The sequence below is a fragment of the Amycolatopsis ponsaeliensis genome (assembly GCF_030182635.1).
In the GTDB taxonomy this organism is placed as follows: domain Bacteria; phylum Actinomycetota; class Actinomycetes; order Mycobacteriales; family Pseudonocardiaceae; genus Amycolatopsis; species Amycolatopsis ponsaeliensis.
The window spans coordinates 104,672-117,853 of sequence record NZ_JAPZLD010000002.1 but is presented as its reverse complement, the minus strand read 5'-3'; the positions used below and the strand labels follow the sequence as shown (position 1 = coordinate 117,853).

The window sequence follows — 13,182 nt, the reverse complement described above, 5'->3', positions numbered from 1 at the left end:
CGCCGCCCCTCACCGAGCCGGGCGGTGGGCTTCGGCGCCGAGCGCGGCCAGCTCGAGCGTGCGGGCGACGTCGCCGGGGCTGACGACCCCGGCCAGCACCCCGTTCTCGACCACCAGCACGAGATCCTGCCCGGGCCGGTTCCCGATCCGCCCGAGGACCGCCGGAAGCGGGGTGCCAGGGGAGCCGATCGCCACCGACGGCGGCCGCGTGCAGATGTCCTCGACGCGGGTCGAAGTGCGTGCGGCGTCGGGTACGCGGGCGAGTGCCGCCAGGCTCACCACGCCGACCGGGTGGCCGTCGAACGTCACCACCGGGTAGCTGCGGTAGCGCCCGGACGCGGCCTGCTCGACGAACCCCTGCACGGTGAACCAGCCGGGTGCGGTGACCGGGTCCGGCGTCATGATCTCGCCGAGCCGGATCCGCCCGAGGACCTCGCGCGCCGGGCCGGCCGCGAGCTCGGCCCGGGCGGTGAAGCCGAGGAACCAGCCGATGCCGAACAGCCACAGCCCGGCGATGCTGCCGAACCACAGCACCTCGACCAGCCCCGCCGACGCCAGGACCAAGCCCAGGACGCTGCCCGAGCGGGCCGCCACGGTCTGCGCGCGCCGCTTGTCGCCGGTGAACTTCCAGACGACGGCCTGCAGGACCCGGCCGCCGTCCAGCGGTGCGCCCGGCAACAGGTTGAACACCGCCAGGACCAGGTTCGTCCAGCCCAGCCAGACCAGGGTGACCTCCACGACGGGCGGCACGGCGACCGGGAGCACGACGGCGAGACCGAGGAACCCGGCCCCGGTCAGCAGGCTCGCCAGCGGACCGGCGACGGCGACCGCGAAGGCCGTACCGGGGCTGGGCGGCTCGTCGGGCATTTCCGTGCTGCCGCCGAGCAGCCACAGCGTGATGCGGTCGACGGCGAGCCCGCGGTGGCGCGCGACCAGCGCGTGACCCAGTTCGTGCACCAGCAACGACGCGAGGAACACCACGGACCCGGCCGCGCCGGCCACCCAGTAGGTGACCGGGGACAGCCCCGGCACGGATTCGGGCAGCAGCGACTGTGCCAGGAGCTCGGCCAGCAGGGCCATGATCAGGAGGACGGACCAGTGCGCGCCGACGCGGATACCGGCCGGGCGCCCGAGCGGGAACGTGGCATGCATTCCCGCACCGTGCTCCTCGCGGGCGCGCACGGGGAGGGCCGCACCGCCCCGGTGTGAAGGACCAAAGGCCCCGGCAACGCCGACGTCCGACCGCAGACCGCCTCCCCGGCGGCTTCGTAGCGTCAAGGGCATGGCGGGTAAGAAGAAAGCGCGGATCCCGCGCGAGGTCTACGAGCGGGAGCTGCTGCGGCTGCAAGCCGAACTGGTCAAGCTCCAGGAATGGGTGCGGGCCGAAGGCGCGCGCCTGGTCGTGGTGTTCGAAGGCCGGGACGCCGCCGGCAAGGGCAGCACCATCAAGCGCGTCACCGAGCACCTCAATCCCCGCGTGGTGCGGATCGCCGCGCTGCCCAGCCCGACCGAACGCGAACGCACGCAGTGGTACTTCCAGCGCTACATCGAGCACCTGCCCGCCGCCGGCGAGATCGTGCTGTTCGACCGCAGCTGGTACAACCGCGCCGGCGTGGAACGCGTGATGGGTTTCTGCACCCCCGAAGAGCACCGGCGGTTCCTCCAGCAGTGCCCGATCTTCGAGCGCCTGCTCGTCGACGACGGTGTCCTGCTGCGCAAGTACTGGTTCTCCGTCAGCCTCGACGAGCAGGAGCGCCGCTTCGCCGCGCGGATCGACGACCCGATGCGCCGCTGGAAGCTCTCGCCCATCGACCTGCAGTCGGTGACGCACTGGGAGGACTACTCGCGGGCGAAGGACGACATGTTCGTGCACACCGACACCGCCGACTCGCCGTGGCACGTGGTGGAAAGCGAAGAGAAGCGGCGCGGGCGGCTGAACATGATCGCGCACCTGCTCTCCACCGTCCCGTACTACGAGGTGTCCCGGCAGGCGGTTTCCCTGCCGCCGCGGCCCGAGCCGACCGGCTACTTCCGGCCCGACCGGCGGCTGCAGACCCACGTACCCGACCACGCGGCGACCCTGCTGCCGCACTGAACCGGAGGAGGAGAAACCATGGAAGACAAGGAAAAGGCCGCCATCGAAGCCGAGGCTCGCCGTGACATCGCGGAGCGCGGACATCGTGGCCCGAAGCTGGGCCGCTACCTGCACGCGGTCGAACACCACGCCGTCAAGGAGAACGAGGAAGACGTCGTCCCGGCCGCCGGGGACGCTCCCCGGGAGCCGGCGGGCGAACGTCAGGCCTGATCGGTACGCGCATAGGCCGCGAGTGCCCGCTTCCGGGCGTTCGCGGCCAACGTGCGGATGAGGGCGGTGTGCACCGAGCCGATGACCGGCCGGGCGGCGCGCCAGTGCCGGCGGAACTTCAGCCAGCTTTCCGGGTCGGTCATCCGGACCCGCGTGTGCACCGTCACCAGAGCACGGTGCGGGCCGTAGGGAACCACCGACACCGCGAGCACGAGCTTCCCGAAGCCGGGTTCCTCGAACGCGGTGAAGTCGTCGGCTTCCACCCGCCGCCAGGCGATCACCGGCTTCCAGAACTTGCCCGCGACGCCGAGCGCGAACTCGCTGCCCGGCCGGTCGCCGAGCAATGCCCACGCCGAGCCGGCGTCGAGGTCGTCGATCGTCAGCCGGGTGGGCCGCCGCGGTGGACCGTGCCGACGGCCGTGCCAACGCTCGGGCAGCATCCGCAGCCAGCCGGCCGCGGAAACGACGCCGCCGCGGACGTCGGTGCAGTCCAGTTCGCGCGCCGCGGCATAGGTCTCCTTCACGGGCGCGTCGACGATGGCGGAGCGCACCAGCTCGAAGTGCGGGTGCGGCAGGAAGTGGTCGATGAACAGGTCGGGTTCGGTCATCGTCCCAGCGTGGGTGACGACCCGCCGGGGGACAGGCGGATTTGGTCCCCGGTGAAAAGGACTTCGTGCCCTGACCGGTGAGTATGCGGCCGGTCATGCTGACTCCGAGACCCCCGCAGGAGGAAACTGATGACCGCAACCGCGAACCGGCCGGTGCTCGTCGGCGTGGACGCTTCGGCGGCCTCGTCCGCCGCCGTCCGCTGGGCGGCCAAGGAAGCACGGCGGCGCGACACGACGCTGCGGCTGCTGCACGCGTGCGTCTTCGAAGGCGCGCCCGAGCGAGTGACCGACGATTCCGAACTCCTGCTGGAACACGTCCAGGGGTGGCTTCGCCGCGCCGCCGACGTGGCCCGCGAATGGGCGCCCGGCGTGCGGGTCGAAACCTCGGTCGAGCTCGGCCTCGCCGTGGACATCCTGCTCGCCGAGTCGCCCGGCGCGGCGCTCGTGGTGCTCGGTTCCCACGGCCTCGGCGGCTTGCGCGGGGCGCTGATCGGCTCGGTGGCCCTGCGGGTCGCGGCCGGCGCGTCCGCTCCGGTTGTGGTCGTGCCCGCGCCCGCGCCCCGGCCGGACCGGACCGGGCCGGTCGTGGTCGGCCTCGACCTGTCGGACTCGAGCGAGCACGCCCTGCGGTTCGCCCTCGACGAGGCCGCCTCCCTCGGCGCTCCCGTGCACGTCGTGCACGCGTGGCACGGCGGTGACGGCGCCACCTGCCAACACGACCTGGAAACGCGCATCGCGAGCTGGGCCGGCAAGTACCCGGCGCTGGAGATCACCGCGCACGCCGTGGCGGACCGCAACCCGTCCCGCGCGCTGCTGCACGCCGTCCCCGACGCCCGGTTGATCGTCGTCGGCACCCGGGGCCGCGGCCCCGTGGCGGGCGGAGTCCTCGGCTCGACCGGCAACGCCCTGCTCGCACACGCGGCCTGCCCGGTCGCGGTCGTGCACTGAACCGAAGTGAGGTACCGCCGATGAAGGCACGCGACATCATGACGAGGCCGGTCGTGCGGGTCGGCCCGGGAACGCCGGTCCGCGAAGCCATCGTGCTGCTCACCGAGCACTGCGTCGCCGCATTGCCGGTGGTCGGCGCGGAGGACTCCGTGCTCGGCATGTTCACCGAAGCGGACGCTCTCCGCAGCGGCGTGGCGGGGACGGGACCGGCGCCGGACGTGCTGGTCGGTTCGATGATGACCACGCCGGCCGAAACGGTCGGGCTCGACACCGACGTCACCGAGATCGCCCGGCACATGCTGGGCGACCGGCTGCGCAGCATCCCGGTGGTCGACGACGACGGCGCGCTGCTCGGCATCGTCAGCCGCCGCGACATGCTCAGCCCGCTGGTGCGCCAGGACGACTCGGTCGCCTCGCACCTCCACGCGCTGCTGACCGACTACGCCGGCCACCGCGACCGGTGGTCGATCTCCGTCACCGGCGGGATGGTCACGATCCGCGGCGTCTTCACCGACGAGGCCGAGCGCCGCGTCGTGACCGCGCTGGCGAAGACGGTCTACGGCGTCATGGGCGTGGAGCTCTGGGAAGAGACCTCGGTGACTTTCGGCGAGCCGCGCGAGGTCGTCGGACCCTAAGCCGAGTGGCTCACCGGCGCGACGCTGGAGGAATGAACATCCTCGTCGCGGTGGCCACCCGGCACGGCGCCACCAGGGAAATCGCCGAGAACATCGGCACCGCGGTCGGCTCCGCGCTGACCGAGGCCGGGGTGTGGTCGCTGGTCGAGGTCCGCGACGCGGCCCTGGTGCACTCGGTCGAGGGCTTTGACGCGGTGGTGCTCGGCAGCGCCGTCTACCTGGGGCACTGGCTGGAGCCGGCGCGGAAGTTCGCCGAGTCCTTCGAGGAGGAACTCGGCCGGGTGCCGGTCTGGTTGTTCTCCAGCGGTCCCCTCGGTGAACAGGTCGAACCGGCCGAAGAACCGGTCGTGATCGAGGACCTCGTCCGGCTGCTCGGCGCCCGCGGCCACCGGTTGTTCGGCGGGAAGCTCGACCGCCGCGCCCTGCACTTCCCGGAACGCGCCGTCGTGGCGGCCCTGCGCGTCGCGGACGGCGACAACCGCGACTGGCCGTCGATCCGTGCCTGGGGCCGGGACATCGGCGCCAGTCTGGCCCAAGCCGCGAGGAGCGTGTCATGACGACCCCGAAGACCTATCCCGTCCGGGTCGAGGCGACCCTGGACGAACCGCTGTCGCGCGGGCTCTGGCTCGTGAAGTGGCTGCTGGCCGTGCCGCACTACGTCGTCCTGGCGTTCCTGTGGTTCGCCTACCCCTTCGTCACGATCGCGGCGTTCTTCGCCATCCTGGTGACCGGCCGCTACCCGCGGCCGCTCTTCGAGTTCACCTCCGGGGTGCTGCGCTGGAGCTGGCGGGTGCAGTACTACTCCTACGCCGCCCTCGGCACCGACCGGTACCCGCCGTTCACCTTCGCCGACGTCCCGGACTACCCGGCCCGGCTAGAAATCGCCTACCCCGAACGGCTTTCGCGCGGCCTGGTCCTCGTGAAGTGGTGGCTGCTGGCGATCCCGCACTTCGTGATCATCGGACTGTTCGCCGGCGGCGGGAGCTGGCTCGCGTTCCGCTCCGGGACGGACGACGGGTTCGACTGGGCCGCCGGCGGGCTCGTGGGCGTGCTGGTCGTGGTCGCCGGGGTCGTGCTGCTGTTCACCGGCCGCTACCCGCGGCCGATCTTCGACTTCGTGCTCGGCATGGACCGCTGGGTGCTGCGGGTCGCGGCGTACGTGTCGCTGATGACCGACGAGTACCCGCCGTTCCGCCTCGACATGGGCGGCTCCGAAGCCGGCCACGAACCACCGCACCCGCAGGCTCGCGCGGCCGGACCGGCGGGCTGGACCGGTGGGCGGATCGCCGCCGTGGTGACCGGCGCCGTGCTGGTGCTGGGCTCGATGGGGCTGCTGACCGGCGGCGGGGCCCTGCTCTGGGCCGACCGCACCCAGCGCGACGCCGACGGCTACCTCAGCGCGTCGACCACGCTGACGTCCGGCGGGTACGCGGTCACGACCGACCCCGTGCGGCTGCAGGGAGTGTCGGCGCCGGCGGTCGCCGGAACCGTCGGTGACGTCCGGATCCGGGCCACGGGCGCGGACAGCCGCCCGGTCTTCGTGGGCATCGGCCGCTCCGACGTCGTCGAGCGCTACCTGGCCACCGCCGAATACACGGCGCCGGGTGGCCGGACGCACCCGGGCGGCGCCCCGGCCGGCCAGCCCGGTGACGCCGGCGTGTGGGTCGCGAGCACGTCCGGCGCGGGCACGCAGACCCTTGCGTGGCCGGTGCTCGACGGGCAGTGGACCGCCGTCGTGATGAACGCCGACGCCTCGCGCGGGATCTCCGTGCGCGCCGAGGCCGGCGCGACCGCACCCGTGGTCGGCTGGATCGCGCTCGGCCTGCTGGCCGCCGGGCTCGCGGCGCTGGCCGGTGGCGCCGTCCTGATCGGCGTCGCGGCGCACCGGGCGTCGCGGCGGCCGGAGCAGCCCACCACTCCCGAGCCATCCACTGTGGACATTTGAGAAGGGAAGGACCATGCACGCGAAACCGGGCGACTGGCTCGTCATCAAGGGGCCGCGGGTCGACGCGCCGGACCAGCGCGGGCGGATCCTGGAGGTCCGCTCCGTGGACGGCACGCCGCCGTACGTCGTGCGCTGGACCGCCGACGACCACGTGTCGACGGTCTTCCCCGGCCCCGACGCGGTCGTGCTGACCGCCGCCGAGGAACTGGCCGCCGAAGAGCGGGCCCGCACCCGGTACGACCGGGTCCGGCACCTGATCCACGAGGAGGGCGGCCATGCACGGGTTCACTGACACGACGGTCGTCGCCGGGATCGACGGCTCGAGCTCGGCCGTGCAGGCCGCCGTCTGGGCCGGAGCCGAGGCCCGCCGCCGCGGCCGCCCGCTGCGGCTCGTGCAGGTCTACGCCCTGCCGCAGGTGAAGGCTCCGGTCGCGTTCGGCACCCACGAGCAGGTCCGGGCCGGCCTGGCCGAGCGGGCCGAAGGCTGGCTCGCCGACGCTCGGGACGCCGTGCTCGCCGCGCACCCCGGCCTCGAGATCAGCACGGCCGCGCGGGAATGGAGCCCGGTCACCGCGTTGATCCAGGAGTCCCAGCACGCCGATCTGGTCGTGCTGGGTTCCCGCGGCCTGGGTGGGTTCACCGGCCTGCTGGTCGGCTCCACCGCCGTCTCCGTGGTCGCGCACGCCCACTGCCCGATCGTGGTGGTCCGCGGCCGTACCGCGCACGACCCGCCGCCGGACGACGGCCCGGTGCTCGTCGGCGCGGACGGTTCGCCCGACAGCGACGCCGCACTGGCGTTCGCCTGCGAGGAGGCCCGGCTGCGCGGCACCGGGCTCGTCGCGGTCCACACCTGGAGCGACGTCCTCGCCGACGGGATGCTGCGCGCGCACCCGATGGAGGAGGACCCGGCCGCGATCGAAGGCGCCGAGCGGGACAAGCTCGCCCAGCAGGTGTCCGGCTGGCAGGCGAAGTACCCGGACCTGGCGATCGAGTTCGAGGTCACCCGCGGCCGGCCGGTGCGGACGCTGCTGGAACGCGGCGAGCGTGCGCAGCTGATCGTGGTCGGCTGCCGCGGCCGCGGCGGGTTCACCGGCATGCTGCTCGGGTCGACGAGCCAGGCGCTGATCGCGCACTCGCCGTGCCCGGTGGCGGTGGTACGGCCCCAGCGGACCGGGAGGGCGAGGTGACCACGCTCCGGACCCGCGCCACGATGCGGCTGCTGGCCACGTTCGAGACCCTGTTCGCCGTGAGCGCGGTCTACGGCGGGATCTCGCTGGTCGCCGGCGCACCGGGCTTCACGATGCCGGTCGAGTGGCTGGCCCCGCTCGGGCTGACCAGCTGGGTGCTGCCCGGGATCGCCTTGGCGCTCGGCATCGGCGGCACGCTGGCCTGGGCCTCGGTGTTCGCCTGGCGGATCGACTTCCGCGCCCCGATCGCGGCACTGGCGGCCTGCGCGGTGCTGACCGGCTGGCTGGCGATCCAGTTCGGCGTGATCGGCGTGCGCGCGCCCGTCCAGTGGGTGACTGCCGGCCTGGTGGTCGTCCTGCTCGGCCTGGCGTTGCTGGCCCGGCACCGGGTGGCGGCGCGATGACCACGACGATCACGGACACGCGGTTCTTCGACACGGATTCCCTGCGCCTGCTGAGGAACGGCCTGACGGTGGGCTTCCACGCCGGTGAGTGGCGGCTCGACACCCCGGACGGGCCGGTCCGCTTCGCCGGCTCCGACCACGGTGTCCCGCCGACCCTGGCCCGGCTCGTGCGCGCCTACACCCGGGACGACCGGCTGGTGCCGGTCGCGCAGCTCCACGACGGCGGCGTGGCGGAGCTGCACGCGGTGCTGGGCAGCCGGATCGTGACGCCGGCCCGGCCGCCCGACGACTCGGCGCGAGGCGTGGTCCTCCGGTACGTGCGCACGCAGATCGGCGCGCTCGCCATGGCCGACCTCGCGACCCGGCAGGGCGAGCCGGACGCGGTGCACCGGATGCGCGTGGCCGCGAGACGGCTGCGCGGCGTCTTCTCCGCGTACTCGAAGGTGCTGGGCGGGCGGAAACTCCTGCGGGAGATCAGCGGCTCGCTGCGCTGGCTCGGCGGCGAACTCGCCCCCGCCCGCGACACCGAGGTCCAATGGGCACGTTCGCGCCCCTGGGCGAACGAGCGTTCGGACGCCTACTTCGCGACTCTTACGGAGGAAGCCGAGGTCCTGGTCCGTCGTGCGCTCGACAGCCGTCGCTACGTCCAGCTGCTGAACGCGCTGGACGTGCTCGAGCTGGTGCTGGCCGAAGAGCCGCGGCGCAAGTGGCGGAAGGCGGCCCGCCGTCCCGCCGCGAAGGTACTGCCCCGCCTGGTCCACGTCGTGGCCGCGGACGTCGGCGAGCGGGTGGCCCGGGTGGCCGCGCTGCCCGCCGGGCCGGAGCGCGACCGCGCCGTCCACGACGTCCGGAAGGCCGCCAAACGGCTCCGGTACGCGCTGGAGGCCGCCGGCGCGAAGCCCGCGCCGCACGAGTTCCAGGACCTGCTCGGCGAGTTCCAGGACGCCGTCGTCGCGCGGGAGCACCTGCGCGCGCTGGAGGTCCGGGACGGCCCGGTCCACGACGGCGAGGTCGCCGCGGCCGCCCGGTGCGTCGAGGCCCTGCCGTCGGCGTGGCGCGGCCTCCGGCGGGACCTTCGTCCTTTGTGGACGTGATCCGGCGAAGGGACGTAAGTCCTCACGACCGGTGACCGACGCCAGCGGTGACCCGGGTCCGGCCTTCCTAGGTTGGGAGGTGACACGAAAGGAACTCCCGATGCGCGCACGCGACCTGATGACCACGCCGGTGATCACCGTGCAGCCGTGGACGTCCGCCAAGGAGGCGGCCGAGCTGCTGTCCATGCACGGCTTCACCGCACTCCCCGTGGTCGACGACGACGATGCCCTGATCGGCATCGTCACCGAGGCCGACCTGATCCGCGGCCGGATCCCGGCCGACCCCCGCCACGCCCACGAACACCGCGAAGCCGCGGTCGCGGGCAAGACGGTCGGGGACGTGATGACCAGCCCCGCCACCGCCATGAGCACCGGAACCGACGTCTCGGACCTGTGCCAGGCCTTGGTGGACGCCCGGATCCGCGCGATGCCGATCGTCGACGGCTCGGCCGTCGTCGGGATCGTCACCCGCGGCGACGTCGTCCGCATGCTCGCACGGGAAGACACCGACATCGCCCGGGACGTCCAGCACCGGCTGGAGATCTACGGCGGCAGCGGCCGCTGGAAGATCGACGTCCGCGACGGCTGCGTCCACATCACCGACCAGTACGACGACGACACCGACCGGCACGTCGCCCGGCTGCTGGCGCTCGCCGTGCCCGGCGTCATCGCCGCAGACACCGCCTACGCGGGTGAGGAGCAGAACCGATGACCACCACCGACCCGAGGATCACCGTCGGCGTGGACGGCTCCGCCGGTTCCACGGCCGCCGTCACCTGGGCCGCCGAGGTCGCTGCCCGGCGGCACCTCGAGCTCCGGATCGTGCACGGGCTGCAGCTCGCCGGCCTCTACTACGGCGGCGGCGTGTCCGGTGCGAGCGCCACGGCGCTGTTCGACGCGATCCGGGTCGACGGCGAGCGGGTCATCGCCGAGGCCCGCAGCCTCGCCGCGTCGATCGGCAAGGACCTCGTCATCACGACGGAGCTGCCGACCGAACCCCCGGTGCCGTTGCTGATCGACGAGTCCCGGCACGCCCGGATGCTCGTCGTGGGCCGGACCGGGACCGGCGGCTTCGCCGAGATGCTGGTGGGCGGGACCGCGGCCTCGGTCGCGAGCCACGCGCACTGCCCGGTCGCGATCGTCCGCGGCCGCCACGACACCACGGTCATCCCGGACGAGGGGCCGGTCGTCGTCGGCATCGACGGCAGCCCGAACAGCGAGCAGGCCATCGCCGTCGCGTTCGAGGAAGCGTCACTGCGCGGTGCTCCGCTGGTCGCGGTGCACGCCTGGAACGACGTCACCTACGAGGACACCCGCGCCACCGCCCGGATCCTCACCCAGCCGGAAGCGCTGGAAGAGGACGAGGAGCGGTTGCTCGGCCAGCGGCTCGCGGGCTGGCAGGAGAAGTGCCCCGACGTCGAGGTCCGCCGGCGGCTGGTCCGCGACCGGCCGCGGCACGCGCTGATCGAGGAGAGCGAGACGGCCCGGCTGGTCGTCGTCGGCAGCCGCGGCCGCGGCGGCTTCACCGGGATGCTGCTCGGCTCGACCAGCCAGGCGCTGGTCCAGCACGCCCGCTGCCCGGTGCTCGTCGTCCGCCCGGAGCGGACGAAGTGACCGCGCTCGGCACCCGGCCCGCGGTACTCGGCAGCACCGAGCTCGCCCAGGTGGACGCTCTCTGGCGGGCCGCGAACTATCTCGCGGCCGGCCAGATCTACCTGATGGCGAACCCGCTGCTGCGCGAACCGCTGCGCCCCGAGCACGTCAAGCCGAGACTGCTCGGGCACTGGGGGACCTCACCCGGCCTCAACTTCGTCTACGCGCACCTCAACCGCGCCATCCTCACCCACGACCTGAACGCCATGATCGTCACCGGCCCGGGCCACGGCGGCCCGGCGCTGCTGGCCAACACCTGGCTCGAAGGCAGCTACACCGAGGCGTGGCCGGAAGTCACTCAAGACGGCGGGGGCATGCGGGAGCTGTTCAAGCAGTTCTCGTTCCCCGGCGGCGTGCCCAGCCACGTCGCACCCCAGGTGCCCGGTTCCATCCACGAAGGCGGCGAGCTGGGCTATTCGCTCGCCCACGCCTTCGGCGCGGCGTTCGACAACCCCGGTCTCGTGGTCGCCTGCGTGGTGGGGGACGGCGAGGCCGAGACCGGCCCGCTCGCGACGTCCTGGCACGCCAACAAGTTCCTCGACCCGGTCCGCGACGGCGCCGTGCTGCCGATCCTGCACCTCAACGGGTACAAGATCGCCAACCCCACCGTGCTCTCGCGCATCGCGCCGGCCGAGCTCGACGCGCTGCTGCGCGGGTACGGGTACGAGCCGATCTACGTCGAGGGCAGCGATCCCGAAACGATGCACCAGGCGATGGCCGCCGCTCTCGACTCGGCGGTCGCCGACCTCGCGGTGATCCGGCGGAGCACCACCCGGCCGGCGTGGCCGATGATCGTGCTGCGCAGCCCCAAGGGCTGGACCGGCCCGTCCGTCGTGGACGGAAAGCCGGTCGAGGGCACCTGGCGTGCGCACCAGGTGCCGTTGTCGGAGGTCCGGCGCAACCCGGAGCACCTCCGGCAGCTGGAGGAGTGGATGCGCTCCTACCGCCCGGAAGAGCTGTTCGACGACCGCGGCCGCCCGGTCGCGGACGTCACGGCGATGATCCCGGCGGGGGAGCGGCGGATGGGGGCCAACCCGAACGCCAACGGCGGTGTCCTCCTGCGTCCGCTCACCCTGCCGGACGTCGCGGCCCACGCCGTCGCCGTCCCGGCTCCGGGCGCGACGGCGGCCGAGCCGACCCGGGCGCTGGGCCGGTTCCTGCGGGACGTCTTCGCGTTCAACGCCGACCGGGCGAACTTCCGCCTCTTCGGCCCCGACGAGACGGCGTCCAACCGGCTCGACGCGGTGTACGACGTCACCGCCAAGCAGTGGCAGGCCGCGACCGAACCCGTCGACGAGCACCTTTCCCACGACGGCCGCGTGTTGGAGGTGTTGTCCGAGCACCTGTGCCAGGGCTGGCTGGAGGGCTACCTGCTGTCGGGCCGGCACGGCCTGTTCAACTGCTACGAAGCGTTCGTGCACATCGTCGACTCGATGGTGAACCAGCACATCAAGTGGCTGCGGGTGCACCGGCAGATCCCGTGGCGGCGCCCGGTCGCGTCGCTGAACTACCTGCTGACCTCGCACGTCTGGCGGCAGGACCACAACGGCTTCTCCCACCAGGACCCGGGGTTCGTCGACCACGTCGCGAACAAGAGCTCGGAGGTCGTGCGGATCTACTTCCCGCCGGACACCAACACGCTGCTCGAAGTCGCGGCGCACTGCCTGCGCAGCCGGGACTACGTGAACGTCATCGTGGCGGGCAAGAACGACAGCCCGAACTGGCTCGACGCCGAGCAGGCCGCGCTGCACTGCGCGCGCGGGGTCAGTATCTGGGAGTGGGCGAGCACGCACACCGACCGCGAGCCGGACGTCGTCCTCGGCTGCGCGGGCGACGCCCCGACGCTGGAAGTGCTGGCGGCCGCGCAGATTCTGCGTTCGGCGCTGCCGGACCTGGCCGTGCGCGTGGTCAACGTCGTCGACCTGATGCGCCTGCAGCCGGCGGTCGAGCACCCGCACGGCCTCGGCGACCGTGAGTTCGACGCGCTGTTCACCCCGGACCGCCCGGTGATCTTCGCCTACCACGGTTACCCGTGGCTGATCCACCGGCTGGCCTACCGCCGCACCGGCCACCACGACATGCACGTGCGCGGCTACATCGAACACGGCACGACGACGACGCCGTTCGACATGCTGGTGCTCAACCACATGGACCGGTTCCAGCTGGTGATCGACGTGATCGACCGGGTGCCGGGCCTGGTCGCGACGGCGGGCGTGCTGCGGCAGCGGATGACCGAGGCCCAGGGGCGCCACCGCCGCTGGATCCTCGCGCACGGCGAGGACCTGCCCGAGATCCGCGACTGGGCCTGGGAGGGCTGAGTGTGACCGCCGCGCTCCCGCTGTGGAGGTGGTTCGTGTGAAGGCGTCGAAGACCTGGTTCCTGCCGCGCAACCCGGACGTGCTC

At 72.9% G+C, this 13,182-nt stretch carries 15 protein-coding genes; 13 read left to right on the top strand and 2 right to left on the bottom strand.

Going from position 1 to position 13,182, the window contains the following annotated elements:
* Positions 1-9: 9 nt before the first annotated feature.
* Complete coding sequence (locus QQ657_RS03410) at positions 10-1,152, bottom strand: site-2 protease family protein (protein WP_284740549.1); 1,143 nt, start codon at positions 1,150-1,152, stop codon at positions 10-12.
* 130 nt (positions 1,153-1,282) lie between these two features.
* Here QQ657_RS03410 and ppk2 point away from each other — a divergent pair, with 130 nt between their 5' ends.
* Both ppk2 and QQ657_RS03400 read left to right on the top strand, forming a co-directional pair.
* A complete protein-coding gene (gene ppk2, locus QQ657_RS03405) occupies positions 1,283-2,095 on the top strand; it encodes a polyphosphate kinase 2 (RefSeq protein WP_284740548.1) in 813 nt (270 codons plus the stop codon).
* Between the two features lie 18 nt (positions 2,096-2,113).
* Positions 2,114-2,305 (top strand): hypothetical protein, encoded by a 192-nt coding sequence (locus QQ657_RS03400; protein ID WP_284740547.1) that lies wholly within the window; start codon positions 2,114-2,116, stop codon positions 2,303-2,305.
* Here the strand turns inward: QQ657_RS03400 and QQ657_RS03395 are convergent.
* Positions 2,296-2,913: a hypothetical protein gene (locus tag QQ657_RS03395; RefSeq protein WP_284740546.1), complete on the bottom strand. Its 618-nt coding sequence runs from the start codon at positions 2,911-2,913 to the stop codon at positions 2,296-2,298. The genes QQ657_RS03400 and QQ657_RS03395 overlap by 10 nt on opposite strands.
* A 129-nt stretch (positions 2,914-3,042) precedes the next feature.
* Here QQ657_RS03395 and QQ657_RS03390 point away from each other — a divergent pair, with 129 nt between their 5' ends.
* The 11 genes from QQ657_RS03390 (at position 3,043) to QQ657_RS03340 (ending at position 13,097) form a co-directional block, all read left to right on the top strand.
* A complete protein-coding gene (locus QQ657_RS03390) occupies positions 3,043-3,861 on the top strand; it encodes a universal stress protein (RefSeq protein WP_284740545.1) in 819 nt (272 codons plus the stop codon).
* 20 nt (positions 3,862-3,881) lie between these two features.
* Positions 3,882-4,496 carry a CBS domain-containing protein gene (locus tag QQ657_RS03385; protein ID WP_284740544.1) on the top strand — a complete coding sequence of 205 codons (615 nt, stop codon included), beginning with the start codon at positions 3,882-3,884 and terminating at the stop codon, positions 4,494-4,496.
* A 32-nt stretch (positions 4,497-4,528) separates the two neighbouring features.
* Positions 4,529-5,053, top strand: a complete 525-nt coding sequence (locus QQ657_RS03380) for a flavodoxin domain-containing protein (protein ID WP_284740543.1) — start codon at positions 4,529-4,531, stop codon at positions 5,051-5,053.
* Positions 5,050-6,441 (top strand): DUF4389 domain-containing protein, encoded by a 1,392-nt coding sequence (locus QQ657_RS03375; RefSeq protein ID WP_284740542.1) that lies wholly within the window; start codon positions 5,050-5,052, stop codon positions 6,439-6,441. The genes QQ657_RS03380 and QQ657_RS03375 overlap by 4 nt, the downstream gene beginning before the upstream one ends.
* 13 nt (positions 6,442-6,454) lie before the next feature.
* Positions 6,455-6,733, top strand: a complete 279-nt coding sequence (locus QQ657_RS03370; protein ID WP_284740541.1) for a DUF1918 domain-containing protein — start codon at positions 6,455-6,457, stop codon at positions 6,731-6,733.
* A complete protein-coding gene (locus QQ657_RS03365) occupies positions 6,717-7,628 on the top strand; it encodes a universal stress protein (protein WP_284740540.1) in 912 nt (303 codons plus the stop codon). The genes QQ657_RS03370 and QQ657_RS03365 overlap by 17 nt, the downstream gene beginning before the upstream one ends.
* Positions 7,625-8,032, top strand: a complete 408-nt coding sequence (locus QQ657_RS03360) for a hypothetical protein (RefSeq protein WP_284740539.1) — start codon at positions 7,625-7,627, stop codon at positions 8,030-8,032. Before QQ657_RS03365 ends, QQ657_RS03360 begins: the two co-directional genes overlap by 4 nt.
* Positions 8,029-9,126, top strand: coding sequence for a CHAD domain-containing protein (locus QQ657_RS03355; RefSeq protein ID WP_284740538.1), 1,098 nt, complete (start codon positions 8,029-8,031; stop codon positions 9,124-9,126). Before QQ657_RS03360 ends, QQ657_RS03355 begins: the two co-directional genes overlap by 4 nt.
* 100 nt (positions 9,127-9,226) lie before the next feature.
* Entirely contained in the window at positions 9,227-9,838 is a 612-nt protein-coding gene (locus tag QQ657_RS03350; RefSeq protein ID WP_284740537.1) for a CBS domain-containing protein, read from the top strand.
* A complete protein-coding gene (locus QQ657_RS03345; RefSeq protein ID WP_284740536.1) occupies positions 9,835-10,740 on the top strand; it encodes a universal stress protein in 906 nt (301 codons plus the stop codon). The genes QQ657_RS03350 and QQ657_RS03345 overlap by 4 nt, the downstream gene beginning before the upstream one ends.
* Positions 10,737-13,097, top strand: coding sequence for a phosphoketolase family protein (locus QQ657_RS03340; RefSeq protein ID WP_284740535.1), 2,361 nt, complete (start codon positions 10,737-10,739; stop codon positions 13,095-13,097). Before QQ657_RS03345 ends, QQ657_RS03340 begins: the two co-directional genes overlap by 4 nt.
* Positions 13,098-13,182: the final 85 nt, after the last annotated feature.